The 17,537-nt window shown below is 69.9% G+C and carries 23 protein-coding genes and 1 other RNA gene; 9 read left to right on the forward strand and 15 right to left on the reverse strand.

The features are described from left to right. Positions 1–365 (reverse strand): hypothetical protein (locus ISG29_RS20500; protein WP_207793049.1); only part of this gene is annotated, 365 nt, incomplete at its 3' end. Positions 366–402: 37 nt separating this feature from the next. Here ISG29_RS20500 and ISG29_RS20505 point away from each other — a divergent pair. Further along, positions 403–702: a hypothetical protein gene (locus tag ISG29_RS20505; protein ID WP_207793050.1), complete on the forward strand. Its 300-nt coding sequence runs from the start codon at positions 403–405 to the stop codon at positions 700–702. A gap of 407 nt (positions 703–1,109) precedes the next feature. On the opposite strand, the gene ssrA is transcribed toward ISG29_RS20505, so the two are convergent. Beyond that, positions 1,110–1,479: a transfer-messenger RNA gene (ssrA, locus tag ISG29_RS11525) on the reverse strand. A gap of 52 nt (positions 1,480–1,531) precedes the next feature. Further along, positions 1,532–2,161 (reverse strand): maleylpyruvate isomerase family mycothiol-dependent enzyme, encoded by a 630-nt coding sequence (locus ISG29_RS11530; RefSeq protein WP_194503596.1) that lies wholly within the window; start codon positions 2,159–2,161, stop codon positions 1,532–1,534. 115 nt (positions 2,162–2,276) lie between these two features. On the opposite strand from ISG29_RS11530, the gene ISG29_RS11535 reads away from it, so the two are divergent. The 5 genes from ISG29_RS11535 (at position 2,277) to ISG29_RS11555 (ending at position 6,345) form a co-directional block, all read left to right on the forward strand. After that, on the forward strand, positions 2,277–3,545 hold the full coding sequence (locus ISG29_RS11535) for an HNH endonuclease signature motif containing protein (RefSeq protein ID WP_194503597.1): 1,269 nt from the start codon (positions 2,277–2,279) through the stop codon (positions 3,543–3,545). A 250-nt stretch (positions 3,546–3,795) separates the two neighbouring features. Continuing rightward, a complete protein-coding gene (locus tag ISG29_RS11540; protein WP_194503598.1) occupies positions 3,796–4,206 on the forward strand; it encodes an AAA family ATPase in 411 nt (136 codons plus the stop codon). A gap of 32 nt (positions 4,207–4,238) precedes the next feature. Continuing rightward, positions 4,239–4,673: a MarR family winged helix-turn-helix transcriptional regulator gene (locus tag ISG29_RS11545; RefSeq protein ID WP_207793051.1), complete on the forward strand. Its 435-nt coding sequence runs from the start codon at positions 4,239–4,241 to the stop codon at positions 4,671–4,673. Beyond that, a complete protein-coding gene (locus ISG29_RS11550) occupies positions 4,670–6,106 on the forward strand; it encodes an MFS transporter (protein ID WP_207793052.1) in 1,437 nt (478 codons plus the stop codon). The genes ISG29_RS11545 and ISG29_RS11550 overlap by 4 nt, the downstream gene beginning before the upstream one ends. Continuing rightward, positions 6,103–6,345: a cysteine hydrolase family protein gene (locus ISG29_RS11555; protein WP_194503599.1), complete on the forward strand. Its 243-nt coding sequence runs from the start codon at positions 6,103–6,105 to the stop codon at positions 6,343–6,345. The genes ISG29_RS11550 and ISG29_RS11555 overlap by 4 nt, the downstream gene beginning before the upstream one ends. A 33-nt stretch (positions 6,346–6,378) precedes the next feature. Here ISG29_RS11555 and ISG29_RS11560 read toward each other — a convergent pair whose 3' ends face one another. The 5 genes from ISG29_RS11560 to ftsE all read right to left on the reverse strand — a co-directional run bounded on the left by ISG29_RS11560 (position 6,379) and on the right by ftsE (position 12,143). Further along, entirely contained in the window at positions 6,379–8,553 is a 2,175-nt protein-coding gene (locus ISG29_RS11560) for a M1 family aminopeptidase (RefSeq protein ID WP_194503600.1), read from the reverse strand. Between the two features lie 37 nt (positions 8,554–8,590). Continuing rightward, on the reverse strand, positions 8,591–9,070 hold the full coding sequence (smpB, locus tag ISG29_RS11565) for an SsrA-binding protein SmpB (protein WP_194503601.1): 480 nt from the start codon (positions 9,068–9,070) through the stop codon (positions 8,591–8,593). Between the two features lie 50 nt (positions 9,071–9,120). Beyond that, a complete protein-coding gene (locus tag ISG29_RS21645) occupies positions 9,121–10,380 on the reverse strand; it encodes a peptidoglycan DD-metalloendopeptidase family protein (RefSeq protein ID WP_194503602.1) in 1,260 nt (419 codons plus the stop codon). Positions 10,381–10,456: 76 nt separating this feature from the next. Next, positions 10,457–11,368 (reverse strand): permease-like cell division protein FtsX, encoded by a 912-nt coding sequence (gene ftsX, locus ISG29_RS11575; RefSeq protein ID WP_194503603.1) that lies wholly within the window; start codon positions 11,366–11,368, stop codon positions 10,457–10,459. Positions 11,369–11,453: 85 nt separating this feature from the next. Then, on the reverse strand, positions 11,454–12,143 hold the full coding sequence (ftsE, locus tag ISG29_RS11580; RefSeq protein ID WP_194503604.1) for a cell division ATP-binding protein FtsE: 690 nt from the start codon (positions 12,141–12,143) through the stop codon (positions 11,454–11,456). A gap of 73 nt (positions 12,144–12,216) precedes the next feature. On the opposite strand from ftsE, the gene ISG29_RS11585 reads away from it, so the two are divergent. Beyond that, positions 12,217–12,903, forward strand: coding sequence for a hypothetical protein (locus ISG29_RS11585; protein ID WP_194503605.1), 687 nt, complete (start codon positions 12,217–12,219; stop codon positions 12,901–12,903). 137 nt (positions 12,904–13,040) lie between these two features. Here ISG29_RS11585 and prfB read toward each other — a convergent pair whose 3' ends face one another. Continuing rightward, positions 13,041–14,156: a peptide chain release factor 2 gene (gene prfB, locus ISG29_RS11590; protein ID WP_194503606.1), complete on the reverse strand. Its 1,116-nt coding sequence runs from the start codon at positions 14,154–14,156 to the stop codon at positions 13,041–13,043. Positions 14,157–14,280: 124 nt separating this feature from the next. On the opposite strand from prfB, the gene ISG29_RS21310 reads away from it, so the two are divergent. Together ISG29_RS21310 and ISG29_RS11595 are read left to right on the forward strand one after the other, a co-directional pair. Then, positions 14,281–14,403, forward strand: coding sequence for a hypothetical protein (locus ISG29_RS21310; protein WP_268927696.1), 123 nt, complete (start codon positions 14,281–14,283; stop codon positions 14,401–14,403). 87 nt (positions 14,404–14,490) lie between these two features. After that, the gene (locus tag ISG29_RS11595) at positions 14,491–14,784 is read left to right on the forward strand and encodes a WXG100 family type VII secretion target (RefSeq protein WP_194503027.1); all 294 of its coding nucleotides are present in this window, start codon (positions 14,491–14,493) and stop codon (positions 14,782–14,784) included. A 172-nt stretch (positions 14,785–14,956) separates the two neighbouring features. Here the strand turns inward: ISG29_RS11595 and ISG29_RS11600 are convergent, their stop codons facing one another. The 6 genes from ISG29_RS11600 to ISG29_RS11625 all read right to left on the reverse strand — a co-directional run bounded on the left by ISG29_RS11600 (position 14,957) and on the right by ISG29_RS11625 (position 17,526). Next, positions 14,957–15,361 carry a CAP domain-containing protein gene (locus tag ISG29_RS11600; RefSeq protein ID WP_194503607.1) on the reverse strand — a complete coding sequence of 135 codons (405 nt, stop codon included), beginning with the start codon at positions 15,359–15,361 and terminating at the stop codon, positions 14,957–14,959. A 148-nt stretch (positions 15,362–15,509) separates the two neighbouring features. Next, entirely contained in the window at positions 15,510–15,962 is a 453-nt protein-coding gene (locus ISG29_RS11605) for a CAP domain-containing protein (RefSeq protein WP_194503608.1), read from the reverse strand. A gap of 70 nt (positions 15,963–16,032) precedes the next feature. Further along, complete coding sequence (locus ISG29_RS11610) at positions 16,033–16,488, reverse strand: pilus assembly protein TadG-related protein (RefSeq protein WP_328828870.1); 456 nt, start codon at positions 16,486–16,488, stop codon at positions 16,033–16,035. After that, positions 16,485–16,928 (reverse strand): hypothetical protein, encoded by a 444-nt coding sequence (locus ISG29_RS11615; RefSeq protein ID WP_194503767.1) that lies wholly within the window; start codon positions 16,926–16,928, stop codon positions 16,485–16,487. Before ISG29_RS11615 ends, ISG29_RS11610 begins: the two co-directional genes overlap by 4 nt. Further along, positions 16,928–17,275, reverse strand: a complete 348-nt coding sequence (locus ISG29_RS11620; protein WP_328828872.1) for a TadE/TadG family type IV pilus assembly protein — start codon at positions 17,273–17,275, stop codon at positions 16,928–16,930. The genes ISG29_RS11615 and ISG29_RS11620 overlap by 1 nt, the downstream gene beginning before the upstream one ends. Positions 17,276–17,313: 38 nt before the next feature. Further along, positions 17,314–17,526 (reverse strand): hypothetical protein, encoded by a 213-nt coding sequence (locus ISG29_RS11625; protein ID WP_235959505.1) that lies wholly within the window; start codon positions 17,524–17,526, stop codon positions 17,314–17,316. Positions 17,527–17,537 lie beyond the last annotated feature (11 nt).

Here is a 17,537-nt window from a genome sequence, read left to right on the forward strand (position 1 = left end):
GCGGTGGCTTCGGCAGGGGCGGGTGCCTGGTCGAGGACGACGGTCTCCTTCAGACCGGTCTCGGTGGTCTGGTAGCTGACCTCACCCGCGGCACCGATCTGGCCGCCGGTGTAGGTCGCGGTCGAGTCCGCCACCTGCGGGGCGCCGTCGAGACCCTGCAGCTGCAAGGTGACCCAGGAACCGTCCGCTGAGACTCGCACCGGACGCTCCCCGGCGTCGTTGGGCACCAAGGCGGTGAAGTCAGCCGCGGCGTTCTTCGCCGCCCACTTGTCCTGCATCGAGGCCGAACCGGGCTCGACCATCGTGGTGTCGATCGGAGCCCACTCCCCCGACCCATCGAGGTAGTTCACCGGCGTCAACGACACCGTCGTCTGATACGAACCATCAGCCTGCAACACCGTCGTGGCGAACCGGGAGGACCGTTCAGACACCAGCACCGGATCGATCGCCGGCTGCTCATCGGTCGACGCCACCGACGACAGCACGCCGCTCGACAACGCGCCCGCCGCTGGCGCCTTCGGGGCTGCGGCCGGGACCGGCCCCGAGACCGCCGATGCGGTATCGAGAGAACACATGGTCGCCGCCATGGCCAGCGAGACAACCCCGACCAGAACCCGAGACCCACGCCGCACGGTGGCGATCTGCTTGTTCCGCATCTTCGGCTGGTGCGTCATGTGCTTCACCTTCGGTTCCCGTCGCTGACCACGTCGCTCGCTGACGGCCCCGGAGCAGGTGTCGCGCTGTGCGCACGGTCGTGATCGCCGAGCGACACACAGACAGTGCGAGGTTGATCCCTCCCCGAGACCAAGCGCACCACATCACAGAACGACGGACTCGTGTGAAGAAATCCTGAGAGCGCTCAACTTTACGTACGAAAGGGTGAGCAAGGCTTCTAGCCCGGTAGAAGTTGCTCTTGACAATCAGTTGAGCCGTAGGGCACGAGCGCGTGCGGTAACCAGCCGTTCGACGACCTGCTGTCACGCCTCGCACCAGCCCATGTCCACCGGCAATTGGGGATCGAAAGCAAACCTCCCGCCCGGAGACCCGGACGGGAGGAGATGCGTTCACTACTGGTGTTGCGCAGGGGCAGGGTTGCCCTCCGAGCACTTTGGTGGAGCTGGCGGGAATCGAACCCGCGTCCTCGAGCGCCGAACCAGGTCTTCTCCGGGTGCAGTCCGTGATGTCGTTTTCTCGGCCCCGGGGCTGGCACGAACACCTCCCCGACGGGCTCAGTCAGGTTTGAGTCCCGGTCATCCGCCCTGACAGCAGATGAACAGCAAGTCTCCTAGTCGACGCCTCACACCGGGCCGGAGACGGATACCCGGGGAGACGCTTCGATCACCGCTCAGGCGGCGAGAGCGAAGGAACTGCGCTTAGCGTTGGCAGTTATTGGTTTCCAGCGATCGTTTACGAGATGACGCTGGCTCCTCGACCCGCTTCCCCTGGGACTAGCGTCCCCAGTCGAAACCGATCAGCCCCTCTTGAGTTGTGCACCCACTGTAACCGGCGCGTCCACTGCTTTCTTCCGCCCTCATGAGCGCACCCACCGTTCCAGGGCGGCGACACCCGGTCCGTCGAGGCGAGCGAGCCCGGCCGGACGCCGGCACAGCGCCATCGCCAGCGACGCCGCCGGGCCGGCTACACGAGGGCCTGCGCCGTGTTGCCAGCCCGCGTCGTCGGCGACCAGCGTCAGGGCGGGTCGGCCGCCGGGGATGAAACCCACGCGCGCTCGCCACGACACCAAGAAGTCGAAGATCACCCGCCACGGCTCCGACGTGAACTCCACGTCGATCCCGAGCGGCACCGTGATGTCGAGGGAGTGCAACCGGATGTCGGCGAGCGGCCCCAGCCACCCGACCACCGGCGGCGCGAACGGGCTGTCGGCCTCGTCGCGCAGGCACGCCACCAATGCCTCCGTGGGCTCCTCGGCACGCTGGGCTGCCATGAGCCGCATCGCCCGGTCGACGCTGCCGCGCGCCTTCAGCATCGCGGTAGCCGATGCCCGCGGAGACGACGTCGGGCCCACCATCACGTGCGCTGCGACGTCCTTCACGCTCCAGCCAGCACACAGGCTGGGATGTGCCCACTGGTCGTCGGTGAGGGTGTCGAGGACGTCGGCGAGTCGGCGTCGCTCGTCGGCGATCACACTCCAGTGGTCCATGACGGCGATCCTGCCTGCGACCGCCGACAAGGTGAAGGTCACGGTCTTCGGGGAGCACGCCGAATGGGCGGTTTTCGGGGGCTGGTTGTCGGTGGTGACGGCTTGACTGATCCACATGAGTTCTCTGGTGGCCGAGCCACTCGATCACCCGATCGGTCGGGTAGTCGAGCAACTCGATGCCGCCTTGGACGACGCCGAGTCGCTGTCGCTGTTGGGGCTGGATCAGGCCGGCACGGCGGGCGCGTTGAGTGTGTTGACGGCGTTGGAGTCACGCCTGGTCGAGCTCGAGCACCGGGTGCTCGCGCACGCGGGTGAGGTCGTCGTGGAGGAGGTCTCGGGTGCGACGCAGACCTCGGCCTGGCTCGCCGGCACCGCGCGGTTGACGCGTGCCGAGGCGCGGCGACGGGTGTGGCTCGCCCACGCCCTCGAACGCTACGAGGTACTCCGGGCTGCGTTCGCCGACGGGTCTGTGAACCGGGAGCAGGCACCCATCATCGCCGGCGCCCTCGACGACCTCCCCGACGACCTCGATGCTGATCTGGTGGAGAAGGCCGAACGCTTCCTCGTCGAACAAGCAGCCCTCCACGACGCCAGGGATCTGCGGGTGATGGGTCGGCACCTGTTGGAGGTCGTCGACCCCGAACGCGGCGAGCGCGAGGCCGCGAAGAGGCTCGAGGCCGAGGAAGAACAAGCCGCCCAGCGCGCACGCCTGACGATGAGCGACGACGGCCACGGGACCGTGTTCGGACGCTTCCAACTCCCCGTCCTACACGGTGCGATGTTCAAGAAGGCGTTGGATGCGATCCTCGCCCCCGGCCACTGGAACAGCGAAGGGCATGAGCCGAAGGCGAACCTGACCACGCCGCAGCAGAACGGTGAAGCGTTCTGCGAGCTCCTCGAAACGCTGGCCGAGCGGGATCTGCCCACCACCGGCGGCGTCGGTGCGACCGTGGTGGTGACCATGACGCTCGACGCTCTGCTCGGTGGGCTGGGTGAGGCGGTCCTCGACACCGGCGACCGGCTCTCCGCGGCCACCGCGCGCAGGTTGGCGTGTGGAGCGAATCTGGTCCCGGTGGTCCTGGATGGTGACGGGGTGCCGCTGGACCTGGGTCGTGGGCAGCGGCTGTACTCCAAGGGCCAACGCCTCGTCCTCGCGGCGAGGGACCGGCACTGCACCGCCGAGGGCTGTGAGACGCCTGCGCACCGGTGTCAGGCGCACCACGACACCCCCTGGTCACACGGCGGGCCCACCGACCTCAACGACGGCAGACTCCTCTGCTGGCGGCACCACCGGATGGTCCACGACCCCGGCTGGGCCTACGAGATACACCGCACCGGCCCACCCGGCACCCGATCCACCCTCGGGTTCAGACTCCGCAACTAGAGGGGCAGTCCATAGTGCACCCGGAGCCGGACCACCGTCGCCGTGCGGGACATGCCGTACTCCGGTGACCCGACGGATCACGAGTGGAAACTGTTGGAGCGGTCTTCGACGCGCCCGGCAGGCGCGACCGCCAGCATGCCGTCGCGTCTGCACCGTGGCAGTGACCACGTGTGGCACTGCATGCCCAGCGCGCCCCGTGCGGCAGCACCGATGTCGGCGAAGATGAGGCCACCACGTCGAGGGGAGAGCGATGACGACACGACCGACTCTGTTCCTGACCGTAGGGCTCCCAGGCACCGGCAGGACCACCGAGGCACGGCGCATCGAGGTCGAGCGACAAGCCCTGCGCCTCACGAAGGACGAGTGGGTGAAAGCCCTCTACGGGCGCGACAACCCGCCGTCGGCGGCGGACGTGCTCGAGGGACGGCTCATCGAGATCGGTCTGCGCGCACTCCAGCTCGGCATCGACGTCGTCATCGACGTCGGCCTCTGGGGTCGAGACGAGCGCAGCGCGCTACGCCAGGCGGCTGCCGACCTCGGTGCGGCCGCGGAGACGCGCTACTTCGAGCTCCCCACCCACCGACACCTCGGCTCCCGGCAGAGTGACCGCGCTGTCGGCTCGCATGGGCACACCCGGTCAGAAAGCATCGGCGTGTCTTGAGAGCCCGTAGATAGACAGGTATACCTGAACAGGTGAGCCTGAACGATGATGCCGCGGTCGAGGCCGCGCGCCATCTGCGTTCGCTCGTCAGCCGACTGCGTCGTCGGCTGCGCGACGAGCAGGACGACGAGGGGCTGACGCCCTCGCAGTCCACCGTGCTGAGCGACCTCGACCGGGAGGGTCCGGCCACCGTCAGCGAGCTCGCCGCCTTGGAGAAGATCCGGCCGCAATCGATGGCACTCACGGTCGGCGTCCTGGTCGACCTCGGTCTCGTGCGAGCCGGCCCCGACCCTGAGGACGGCCGCCGCAAACTGCTCTCCCCCACCACGCTCGGCCGGGAGCACCTCGAGGCACGACGTACGGCCAAGCAGGACTGGCTGGTGCGCCGGTTGCGCGAGGAGCTCGACGACGACGAGCTCGACGTTGTCGCGCGGGGGCTCGCGCTCGTCCAGCGCGTCACGCAATGATGCGCCTGGTCTCGCCGCAGGGTCACCGCCGCCTCGCCGACGCCGACCCCGACCGCTTCGACCGGCGACTCCTGCCGGCGATGATCATGGGGGCGGTCCTCAACCCGATCAACACTGCGATCATCGCGGTCGCGCTCGTGCCCATCGGTCGCGCCCTGGGCGCCCCCGCGTCGCAGACGGCGTGGCTGGTCTCGGGTCTCTACCTCGCGACCGCCATCGGCCAGCCGGTCGTCGGGCGGCTCGTCGACCTGCACGGGCCTCGACGGCTCGCGCTCGCCGGCTCCGCGCTGGTGGCGCTGGGCGGGCTGCTGGGCACGGTGGCACCGAACCTGCCCCTGCTCGTCGCTGCGCGCGTCGTGCTGGGGCTCGGCACGTGCGCCGGCTACCCCGCGGCCATGGCGCTCATCCGCGGTGAGGCGAGCCGGACCGGCGAGGACAGCCCGCAGGGCGTGCTCACGCTGCTGACCCTCTCCAGCCAGACCATCGCCGTGGTCGGACCCACGCTCGGTGGCCTGCTCATCGGTCTCGGCGGGTGGCGAACGACGTTCCTCGTCAACCTGCCCATCGCGCTGGCCGCCTTCTGGCTCGCCCATCGGCGGATGCCCCGAGACCACCACGCGCCGGCCAAGGAGCAGGGGCGTACCGGTCTCGACCTCGGCGGGATGCTGCTCTTCGCGCTCACTCTCACGGCTGCGCTGCTCTTCCTCATGGAACCCTCCGCGCAGCACCTGCCCCTGCTGGCGGTGGCACTCGCTCTGGGGCTCGGCTTCGCTCGACGCGAACTGAGAGCACCCGAGCCGTTCCTCGACGTCCGCGTGCTCGGAGGCAACCTGCCCCTGCTGGCCACCTTTGCCCGTCAACTGCTCGCGGGTCTGACCATGTACGCCGTGCTCTTCGGCTTCACCCAGTGGCTGCAAGATGCGCGCGGGCTCTCCGCGACCCACGCCGGGCTCCTGCTGCTCCCCCTGAGTGCCTCTGCGCTCGGGATCGCCGCCCTCACGGGGCGCAGCCCACGGATCCGGTTGAAGCTGGCCGTCGGCGGCGTGTTCCAGGTCGTGGGCTGCGCCGCACTTCTCCTGCTCGGCCCCACCACCGCCATCGGCTGGCTGGTGGTGCTCGTGCTCTGCTTCGGCGTTCCCCAGGGACTGCTCAACCTCGGCAACCAGAGCGCGCTCTACGCCCAGGCCGACGAGCAGCGCATGGCGTCCTCGGCCGGGCTGCTGCGCACCTTCATGTACCTCGGAGCCCTCGCCGCCTCCGCAGCCATCAGCGCCTTCTTCGGCCAGCGCGCCGACACCGACGGCCTGCACCACCTCGGATGGTTCCTGCTGGCCGGGGCCGCGCTCCAGCTGCTGCTGGTCGCCCTCGACCGCACCCTCGACCGCGTCGGCACCCGACCGGCGCACGACCACCCCGCCGCAAAGGACGCATGACACAGACACCGCTCGACCCGGCCACCACCGCACCGCTGGTCCTGGACTACCAGCCCGGCATCGTGGACCGCCTGCCCCATCCCGATCCCGATGCCCAGCCCGCACGCGGTCGCGAGGTGCTCGACCTGGCCCGGACGCACGGGCTCACCGTCGGCTTCGTGCGCGTCGGCCTCAGCGACGAAGGCGCCGCCGGCGTGCCGTCAGCGCCGACCCCGACCCCGACAAGCAGGCCTTCCTGACCGAGCGCATCTTCTCGCCCATGGCCTCCGTGCTCACGACACTCCAGTTGGCCGACGCGCTGCGCTGATCCGACCGGTGATCCGATCGCCGAGGCGGCCGGTGACGCTGGACGAGAGCGGCGCGGCACCCTCGGCGGCGTCCGCCGTGCGCGAGGAGTCCGAGCCGACCTGAGGGACGGCGGCCGGCCGACCCTTCGTGAACAGCCACGTCTTCAACACACCGGTCACGTCGACGCCCATCGTGGCCTCGACGTAGTTCTCGTAACCGCGGATCGTCGAGGGCTGGTGCGCGCGCGCCTCGGGCCAGCCGCGCAGCACCTCGAAGAACGCGTGGTCGCCGAGCTTCTCGCGCAGCGCGTGCACAGCCAGGGCACCGCGCGAGTACACCGCACCGTCGAAGAGACGGCGCGGCCCGGGCGCGCCCGGCTCCACCTGCCAGAAGCCCCGCCACCCACGGAGGTTGCGGTAGAGGCGGCGGATCTGGGTGTCGATGTCGCGGCCCTGGGCGTGCTCCTCCCAGAGCATCGCGGCGTAGGTGGCGAAGCCCTCGTTGAGCCAGATCGACTTCCAGCGCCGCAACGGCACCGCATCGCCGTACCACTGGTGGGCCAACTCGTGGGCGAACACACCGAGACCGTCCTGCTCGCTGTCGAAGAACAGCGGGTCGTAGATCGGTCGGGTCTGGGTCTCCAGCGCGTAACCGAGGTCGTGGTCGGGGACGATGCCGCCCACCTCGGTGAACGGGTAGGGCCCGAGGACGCTCTGGAGGAACGCGATCACCTCCGGCTCGCGCTCGAACGCGGCCCGCGCGTAGCGACCCGCCGCGCTGACCGCGTCATCGCCCGCGAGCGCCGTCCAGCCCCCGGTGTCGTGCGGGCTGCCCGGCGGCGGCCCGGTCGGCGTCCACCCCTCGAGCCCGGTCTCGAACGACGTCGTCTGCGGGCTCCCGGTGCCGTCGTCGAAGGTCACGTCGTCGACGAAGAGACCGTCGGCTCGGGAGGCGTAGTCGGCCAGATAGGTGATCGATACCTCGACCCGGCTGCCGGCGAAGCCACCGAGATCGACGGCCCAGCGTTCGGCGCCGTCGGAGGAGCCGGTGCGACCGTTCCACTCTCCCGTGCGCCCCTCACCCGAGCACCCGCGACGGTTCAGCGTCAGGTAGTGCCGGGCCAGGAACGGGAAGTCGTAGGTGAAGTCGCACGCGACGCGGACGCTCGTCCTGGTGTGCCCGTTCAGGTCGGGCAGCGTCGTCCAGTCGCCTTGCCCGACCGTGTGCGCCTCGACGAAGGCGGCCGTCGCGTGGCCGGCTCCCAGCCGGGTCAGGTCGAAGGAGAGCCGCGCCCCGTCGGCCGGCACGTCGAAGGTGCGGGTGAGGCGCCGGTAGACGGACCTCCCCGTGCCCGACGCCGCCAGGTGCGTGCCGCTGCTGGGCTCGGCCACCGGCTCCAGCAGCCCCTCGTCGATCGCGTCGAGGTAGTGCAGCCCGTCGACCGTGCGCTCGGTGGTCTCGTAGTGGCCGATCGCCAGCGTCACCAGGTAGCTGGCCATCGGCTGGGGTGTGTCGTAGGTCCAGGTGGTCCACCCGTCGGCGGTCTCCTTGCCCGTCAGGGATCCGTTCGAGACCACGTCGAGGTCGGACGGCGCACTCACGTGCAGCGTGTACGTCGCGGGGTCGCTGGGGTGGTCGTTGTTGGGGAACCAGCGCGAAGCCGAGTGCGGCTGCCCCGCCACGACCGCGCCGTCCTTCGTGGCCTGCCAGCCGCCGTAGTCGCGCGAGGGGTGGGGGTCGGGCGTGCCGGCGTAGGTGACCACCACGGTGAACGCCGAGCGCCACGGCACGCGGGTGGCGGGCGTGACGATCAGCTCGCCACCATCACGCGTCCACTGCGCCGGCTCACCGTTCACCGAGAGCGCCTGCACCCGCAGGCCCTCGAGGTCGAGGTGGAACCGGCTCATCCGCTGCAGCGAGGTCGCCGAGATCGTGGCGGTGGCGCGGATGCGCCCCTTCGTGGGCAGGTAGGCGACGTCGAGGTCGTAGTGGTCGACCTCGTACCCGCCGTTGCCGTCGGTCGGGAAGTACGGGTCGCCCACTCCAGCACCGCCGGGCCTGGGGTCGGGCGGGCCGGCAGCGGCGCCCGTGAGTGGCAGGAGCAGCAGGGAGGCGGAGCAGCCGGCGAGCAGGCAGCGGAGGGCCCGAGGGATCGTCACCTGCGGATGGTAAAGCCGCAGGCCCCGGGGTGGAAGGTCAGTCGCTCATGCCCTTGAGTCGGCGTCCGACCGCCTGCTCGGCCTCGCGCTTGGCGGTGCGCTCGGCGATGGCGTGCCGCTTGTCCCACGACTTCTTGCCCTTGGCCAGGCCGATCTCCACCTTGGCGCGGCCGTCCTTGAAGTAGAGGGTGAGCGGGATGACCGTGTAGCCCTTCTCGGAGACCCGCCGCTCGATCTTCTCGATCTCCTCGCGGTGCAGGAGCAGCTTGCGCTTGCGCCGGGCGGCGTGGTTGGTCCAGGTGCCGTTGAGGTACTCGGGGATGTGGACTCCGTGCAGCCACGCCTCGTCGCGATCGATGTCGACGAACCCGTCGACGAGGCTGGCGCGGCCCTCGCGCAGCGACTTCACCTCGGTGCCCTGGAGCACCATGCCGGCCTCGTAGGTGTCGTCGATGGCGTAGTCGTGGCGCGCCTTCTTGTTCTGCGCGATCACCTTGCGCCCCTGCTCCTTGGCCATCCCACCATTCTCTCAGGAGCGGTCAACCGGATTCGCCCGCCGGTCGGGAGTCAGGCGATCCAGTTCATCGGGTCGACCGGGTTGCCGGCCACGAGCACCGTGAAGTGCAGGTGGCAGCCGGTCGACCAGCCGGTGCTGCCGACGTACCCGACCGTCTGGCCCCGGGTCACGTGGTCGCCGACGTTCAGCACGTACCGCTCGGCGTGGTTGTAGACCACCACGAGGCTCTTGCCGTTGACCTGCCCCAGGGAGAGGTAGAGCCGGTTGCCGTACACGTCGGAGTAGTACTTCGAGATCACGGTGCCGGTGCCGGAGGCCCGCATGGGCTCGCCGCAGGCGACGCCGAAGTCGGTGCCGTCGTGCAGGCCCCAGTAGTGGTAGATCGGATGGATCCGATAGCCGTAGGGCGAGGTGACGGGTCCGGGCACGGGGCGCAGCAGGTAGCCGGACTGCTTCGCCGAGACCGACGACCCGCGGGCTGCGCGTGCGGCTTGCGCGATGCGCGCCTTGATCTGCGCCTCCTTCTTGCGCAGCGACTGAAGGGATCGCAGGTCGCTGCGCTTGGCGGCGAACGCCTGCTGGCGCGCCTGGTAGCTGTCCTGCACCCGGGAGCGCACGTCGTCCCTGGCCGACTTCGCCTGAGCGGTGAGCGACCTGACCGTGGAGAGGTGGTCGGCAGCGGCCTGCCGCTGCACCGCCACCTGGTCGGTGGCCTCGGAGACCTGCTTCTCGCGCACGCTGAGCATCGCCTCGGCGGCGTCGAGATCGTCGTAGGCACTGGTGGAGCGGGAGAGGATGGCCTCGTCGGCCGCGTCGCGGCGCACGAGATCCTCCAGTGACGCCGAGCTCATCAGGCTGTCGAGAGCGGAGAGGTCGGGGTTGTCGCCGGAGTACAGCTCGGTGACCCGGTCGCGCACCTGGCGGCGCTGCTTGGCCAGCGCGACCTGGCCGTCGTGCAACTGCTGCTGCGCGGTGGCCAGACGCTGCTCGGAGAGGTGCAGCCGGTGGGCCAACCGCTCGTCGCGCACGCGCGCGTCGTCGAGTCGGTCACGTACCCCCGACAGCCGCGACTTCGCCTCGTCGAGCGCCGCCCGCGCGGCCTGGGTCCGGGCGAACGCCTTGCGGTAGGCCGCCGAGGACTCGTCGAGGTCGTGCTGGGCGCCTTGCACCTGCTTCTCGACCTGGTTCTTCTGCTTGTCCAGGTCGTCGTCGGCATGCGCGAGTGGGACGGCGAGGGCACCGAGCGCCAGGGAGGCCGCCGCGACGGCCACTCCCAGGCGTCGACGCGAGGCGCTGGGGAAGGGGCGCACCGGGTCTGCCTTCAATCGAGTCGGGGAAGAATCGGGAGGTACCCGCAGGTACCGACTCGACGGTAGGCGCTCGAGGTCAGACTTTGATGTATTTGCGCGTCAGCAGGAGTGTCGGGAGCAGCGTGATGATCGGCCCGACGATGGCCACGACGACGAGCGCGAACAGGTAGTCGTGCCAGTCGACCCACGGCACCAGCCGCTGGTAGTCGCTGAACCGCTGCTCCACACCGAAGTACTGGAGCGCCGCCAGGGCCCCGCCGGAGAAGAGGACGCCGATCACCGCGGTCACGAGGGCCTCGAGGAGGAAGGGCAGGGCGATGTAGATCGTCGAGGCCCCCACGAGCCGCATGATGCGGATCTCCTTGCGCCGCGCGAACGCCGCCAGCCTGATGGTGTTCGCCACCAGCAGCAGGGCCGCGACCCCCAAGACGACGGCGATGACGACCGCCGACCAGCGCAGGAGGTCGACCGTGTGGGTGATCTTGTCGACCAGGTCGCGCTGGTCGCGGACGCTCGCGACGCCGTCCAGACCCACGATCGCGCTGGTGATGCCCTCGAACTCACGCGGATCCTTGAGCGTGATCCACAACGACTCGCGCAGATCCTGCGGCCGCACGACGGCGTTCGGTCCCTCGAAGCGGTCCTGTTCCTCGGGGAAGAGCGCCTTGGTCTTGTCGAACGCCGTCTGCTGCGACTCGAAGCGGTACGAGGCGACCTCGGGGCTCTCCTCGACGACCTTGACGATGGCCTGCTTCTGCGGGTCCGTGACCGGGCCCAGGCACTGCGGACTGGGATCCTTCTTGCGGCAGAGGAACGCGGTGATCTCGAGGTTGCTGCCGAGCTGATCGTTGATGCGGTCGGTCTGCCGGGTGAGCAGCGCGCCGAAGCCGACCAGCGACAGCGACACGAAGAGCGTGAGGATGACCGCGAGGTGCATCGTCAGGTTGCGGCGCAGGCCCTGGCCGAGGTTGGAGAAGACGTAGCGCATGGCAGTTGGGAGGGATCCTCGCTGTGTCTGGTGGAAAGAGGCGGAGTGGGCCGTCGGTGGGCCGTCGGTGGGCCGTCAGGGGCCGTCAGTGGGAGAAGCCGTAGACGCCCTGGGCCTGGTCACGCACGACGGCACCGTGGTCGAGCTCGATGACGCGCTTGCGCATCTGGTCGACGATGCCGTGGTCGTGGGTCGCCATCAGCACCGTCGTGCCGACGCGGTTGATGCGGTCGAGCAGCTTCATGATGCCCACCGAGCTGCTGGGGTCGAGGTTGCCGGTGGGCTCGTCGGCGATGAGGATCATCGGTCGGCCAACGTAGGCGCGTGCCAACGCCACACGCTGCTGCTCACCGCCGGAGAGCTCGTCCGGCATCCGGCCACCCTTGTCGTCGAGGCCCACGAGCTCGAGGGTCTCGGGCACCAGGGTGCGGATCTCCTTGGGTGAGTGACCGGTCACCTGCAAGGCGAACGCGACGTTCTCGTGCACCGTCTTGGTCTGCAGCAGCCGGAAGTCCTGGAACACCGTGCCGATCTGACGTCGCAGCCGCGGCACCTTCCAGGCCGCCAGCCGGTTGATCTCCTTGCCGGCCACGTGCACCCGACCGGCCGAGGGCCGGGTCTCGCGCAGGATCAGCCGTAGCGCCGTCGACTTGCCAGAACCCGAGGCGCCGACGAGGAAGACGAACTCGCCCTTCTCGACGTCGATCGAAACCTGGTCCAGCGCGGGAGCGGCGGTGCCGGGGTAGGTCTTGGTGACCTTCTCGAACCGAATCACCCGAGCGAGAGTACGCGAGCGGTCCAGACGACCCCACGCGCCGCGGCCGATGTCGGTCCGTACCCTCGCTCACATGCCCCCACGTCGCGTACCGCTGCTCGTCCTCGCGCTGGTGTGCGTGGGCGTGCTGGCACTGGCCGGCTGCTCCTCCGACGAGCAGCCGCCGGCGGACGTCGGGCCGGCCACGCCGTCTGCCTCCCCGCTGCCGTCCCTGGGCGACATCGACACGCTGCGCACCAGCGTCGCGCGCGCCTCGTTCTGCGGCACGGTCGACGGGCGCGCTCTCGTGAAGGCGCTCGGAAAGCGCCCGAGGAAGGCGACCTCCTACGACAACGGCGACCAGACCGTGCTCGCGCCCGGGCTCAAGGACGTCGCCCACGAGTTCTCCTGCACCTGGTCGCTGGGACGGCAGAAGATGGCGCGGGCGTGGGTGTTCGCGCCCCCGGTCACGCGCGGTCAGGCCGAGGCCGACCGAGCACTGCTGCGCAAGACCGCCGGCTGCGAGCCGCTCCCGAAGGCGCCCCGTTTCGGCGCCTCGACGGTGACCCTCACCTGCGAGAACGCCGGCACCCACCGAATCCTGCGAGCCGGCCTCTTCGGTGACGCCTGGCTCACCTGCGCGCTCACCCTGCCGGACTCGGTGAAGGCCGCCGACCTCGAGCGGCGCTCCGAGACCTGGTGTGCCGCCGCGCTCCAGGCGGCGTCCCCCTCCGCCAGCCCGACCGCCAGCCCGACAGAGAGCGCCTCGGCGACCTCGTGAACGTGTGGTGATCCGGGCGCCGAGGGCCCCGACACGTCAGGCCACGAGCAGGGCCGAACCGTCCTGCTAGGACACATCGGCTTCGGCAAGCCCTGGGGCTGCCGAAGGCCGTGGCGACGCGGACGCCGCCGGGCCGGTCAGGCGTCGACCTTCTCCGCTCCGGCTCGCCACCGGATGCCGGCCTCGATGAAGTCGTCGATCTCGCCGTTGAAGACGGCGGTGGGGTTGCCCACCTCGTAGCCGGTGCGCAGATCCTTGACCAGCTGGTAGGGGTTGAGCACGTAGTTGCGCATCTGATCGCCCCACGAGCTGGTGGCGTCGCCGCGCAGGGCGTCGAGCTCGGCGCGCTCCTCGGCCTTCTTCAACGCGAGCAGCTTGGCCTTGAGCACCACCATGGCGCTGGCCTTGTTCTGGAGCTGGCTCTTCTCGTTCTGGCACGACACGACGGTGCCGGTCGGGATGTGCGTGAGCCGCACCGCGGAGTCGGTGGTGTTGACCGACTGGCCGCCCGGGCCGCCCGAGCGGTACACGTCGACGCGGATCTCCTCCTCGGGCACCTCGATCTCGTCGGTCTGCTCGAGCACCGGCACGACCTCGACGGCCGCGAAGGAGGTCTGGCGGCGTCCTTGGTTGTCGAAGGGGCTGATCCGCACGAGCCGGTGGGTGCCGCCCTCGACCGAGAGCGTGCCGTAGGCGTACGGCGCCCGGATCGCGAACGTGGCCGACTTCAGGCCCGCCTCCTCGGCGTAGGAGGTGTCGTAGACCTCGACGCCGTACTTGTGCTGCTCGGCCCAGCGCGTGTACATGCGCATGAGCATCTCGGCGAAGTCCGCGGCGTCGACGCCGCCGGCGCCGGAACGGATGGTCACGAGCGCCTCGCGGGCGTCGTACTCACCGGAGAGCAGGGTGCGGATCTCCAGACTCTCGACGGCCCTGCTGATGCGGCCCAGCTCTCGCTCGGCCTCGCCCAGGGACTCCTCGTCGCCCTCCTCCTGACCGAGCTCGACCAGCACCTCGACGTCCTCGATGCGCGACTGCAGGCTCTCGAAGCGCTCCATCTGGCCCTGGAGGTCGGAGAGCCGGCCCGTGACACGGGTGGCGTTCTCCTGGTCGTCCCAGAGATCGGGTGCGGCGACCTGCTCGCCGAGGTCGGCGATCTCCTGCTTCATCGCGTCGACGTCGAGCACCTGCTCGATGGTGCGCATCGTCGCCTGGAGCTGCTTGATCTCGGTGTCGAAGTCTGGGCCTGCCACGATCGGCAAGCCTACGACGCCCACGAGGCAGTCCCCTACTCGTTGTCCTGCCGCAGGCTCGTGGTCTCGTTCTCCTCACACCCAGGTCGTCCTCGGGTGCCGTGAGCACCACGGACTCGACCCGGTGACGAGCGGACAGCGCGCGGTCGTCTCCTCCGGACCGACGCCATGGCTGGGTCGACTGCTCATCGCCCGGGCGGAAGATCCCGACGGCCACGCCGTGCAGGTCGTGCAGGAGACGTCCTGACCTGGTTTGAGACGTGCCGACCCGGGTAAAAGCGCCCTCGTCAGACCAACCCACTCCGGGCCGGTAGGTCCGATCAGGAGACAACCCATGAGCAACGGCACCATCTCCGTATCCCACGGCGACATCGAGGCCCAGGCCAAGAACCTCGCCAACATCAAGAACCAGCTCGAGGGCATCCTCCAGGCCGCCAAGAGCCAGGTCGACTCCCTGCGCGACTCCGGCGGCTTCAAGTCCTCGGCCGGTGACTCCTTCAACGTCACCTACCAGGACTGGACCCAGGCCAACCTCAAGAGCGTCGGCCTGCTCGAGGAGATGTCGCACTACCTCACCAAGGCCTCCGGCGCCTTCGCCGAGATCGACAACGCCTACACCATCAAGTGAGGCCCTGAACCACCAGCAGCACCCGCCACGCCCGCCGTCCACCGCTCGGACGGCGGGCGTCGTGCTGCCCGCCCACCCGCACGACCACACAGCCGACTCGACCCCTCGAGCAACGATTCGCGACCCCTCGAGGGACGATTCGCGACCCCTCGCGGGCGGATCAGCGGGCGGATCAGCGGGCGGCGGGGTCGCCGGCGGTGCTCTTGGCGCTCTGCTTCGAGGCCACCAGCAGGCAGACGTACCAGGCACCGTTGCTGCCGCGGCGCGCGGCGAGGCCCATGTACTGGTGGGTGCCGTTGAGGATGTTGGCTCGGTGGCTCCACGAGTCCATCCAGGCGAGGACGGTCTTGCGCCCCGTCGGGAAGCCGTAGGCGAGGTTCTCGGCGGTCGCGCCGACACCGCAGGACGAGCGCACCGAGCTGAGATCCTGGTGCCACACCTTCTGCTCGGTCGCCATCTTGCGGGCCTGGCGCCGCGCGAAGGCCTGGACGCATCCCTGCTTGACGAGCGTGCTGACGTGGTGGGCGTCGCGCTGGTGGTTCACCGTGCGCCGCGCCGCCGCCTGGTAGTCACCCATCGTGCCCGCGTGGGCGGGCGCCGGAGCTGCGACCAGCGCAGCCAGGAGCGCTGCGACGAGAACCGTCGCCGTTCGAGACCACCCACCGCTGGACACGCGCTCAATGTAAAGCAAAGACCACCTGTGTGTCAGCCATGAAACGCGGGGGCTACGCGCGGCCGAAGACCTGCGCGAAGTACCACGTGCCCGAGTCGCTCTTGCGCGCACCCACGCCGAGCAGCCGATAGCCCTTGTTCATGATGTTCGCCTTGTGGTCCGGCGAGTTCATCCAGGCCTTCATCACGGCGTCCGCGGTGGTGAAGCCGGAGGCGACGTTCTCTCCCGCCAGGGTGAGGTCGCACGCCTCGAGCACCTTCTGCAGATCCTGATGGAACATCGAGTCCTGGTTCGCCATCCGGCGCGCCTGACGCACCGCGAACCGGGTGACGCACCGCTTCTTGCGCAGCTTCACCAGATCGGCCTCGGCGCGCACCGCGTTCGTGCGGTGACGGATGCCGTCTTGGAGGGTCGATGCCTTGCTCGCCTGGGCGGGAGCGGCCAGCGTCACGACCATGAGCACGGCCGCGAGAACGGCGAGGAGTCCGGTGAGCTGCTGGCGCATGACCCCACGATATTCCGACGACTGCGCGTGCGCCGCCGAATCGGGCCCGGGCGGCTCTCGCCTGACCTGATCAGCTCTCCACACCGGTGCTGCCTGCTCCTCGGGCCGTGACCAGCGCGGTGTCGGACTCCCCCGGCATCGGCAGTGGCAGGTGCAGCGGTGCGGTGAGTTCCACGAGGACGCTGCGCGTGCGGGGGTCGACACGCACCCGCGTGATCTGGAGCCCGGGGTACTCCCGGAAGGCGCCGACGCGCTCGAGATACGCGCGGACGCCGGCTGCGGCGACCCCGGCGTCCAGCGGCAGGTCTCCCTCGGGCACGCCCTCGGTGTAGACCGAGGTGCCGGTCGCGCCGGCGTCGGCGCCGTACAGCGCCGCTCCGTCGGCGAGCGTCGAGAGTCCGGAGCGCTGGAGGTAGGCGGCCGTCGCGTCGGTGACCAGGACGACCCCGAGCAGCAGCACCATCGCGAAGCCGATCACCAGCGGCGACACCGATCCGCGCTCGCCGCGCTCACGCGACGCGCTCACGGCGAGATCTCCTGGAACCGCCCCACGGGCACGCTGTGGCTGGCGTCGAGGGCGAACGCCGGAGCGCCGCTGCCCAAGATGTCGGGCAGCATCGGCAGGTCGACGGTGGTCTTCACGACCACGGTCACGACCGCCGTCCCGCTGTGGCAGTTCTCGAAGCCGCCGCAGTCGACGCGCAGGTCGAACCGGCCCGGGGGCAGGCCCTGGTCGGCCAGCGCCACGCGCACCGCCGCTTCGGCACGAGCTCGGCCGCTGGCGTCGTCCGGGGCGAGCACGTAGGCCCGGGCGGCCGAGCGAGCCGCGGCCTCGACGCCGAAGGCCCCGCTCTGCACCTCGAAGACACTCATCACGATCCACACGACCGGCACCAACAAGATCACCGCGAGCCACACCAGCTCGACGATGGCGCTGCCCCGCTCTGCCCGCACGCCCCGCGGCATCACGGCTGCTCCTGCACCGCGTGCCCGTCGACGGTCAGGTCGACGGCCGGGCCGCCGAGGCCGAGCGCCGGAACGGTCGCGTGCACCGTGACCACGACCGTGGGCGCACCACCGACCGAGACGACCCGCGCGTCGACGTCACGGGCGAACCGGTCGGCGACGGCGCCACTGATCTGCGAGCGGGCGCGCGCTGCGGCGTCCTGCGGGGAGTGACCCACCGTGGCGCCGTACCGGGCTCCGTCGGAGGCTGCGGCTGTGAGCGTGTTGCGCACGAACAGCACCAGCGAGACCTGGAGGATGCCGAGCACGAGAGGCACCAGCACCAGCATCACCAGCACGAAGTCCACGACGGCCGAGCCTCGAGCCCGCCGCCTGTGCGACATGGCTACTGCACCCGCTGGAGGGCGCTGCGCAGCAGGTCGGAGAGCTGCTCCTTGGCCACGATGGTCAAGGCGCCCACGAGGGTCGCCGACATGACCGTGACCAGCACCCAACCCGGCACGTCACCCCGCTCGTCTCGGCGCCGGTCGGTCGGTGCTACCAGGAGGCCGACCCAGCCGGCGACCATCAGGTGGCTCAACTTCATCAGGTTGTTCATGCGATCTTCCT

The organism is Nocardioides acrostichi (genome assembly GCF_015319165.1).
Classification (GTDB): Bacteria; Actinomycetota; Actinomycetes; order Propionibacteriales; family Nocardioidaceae; genus Nocardioides; species Nocardioides acrostichi.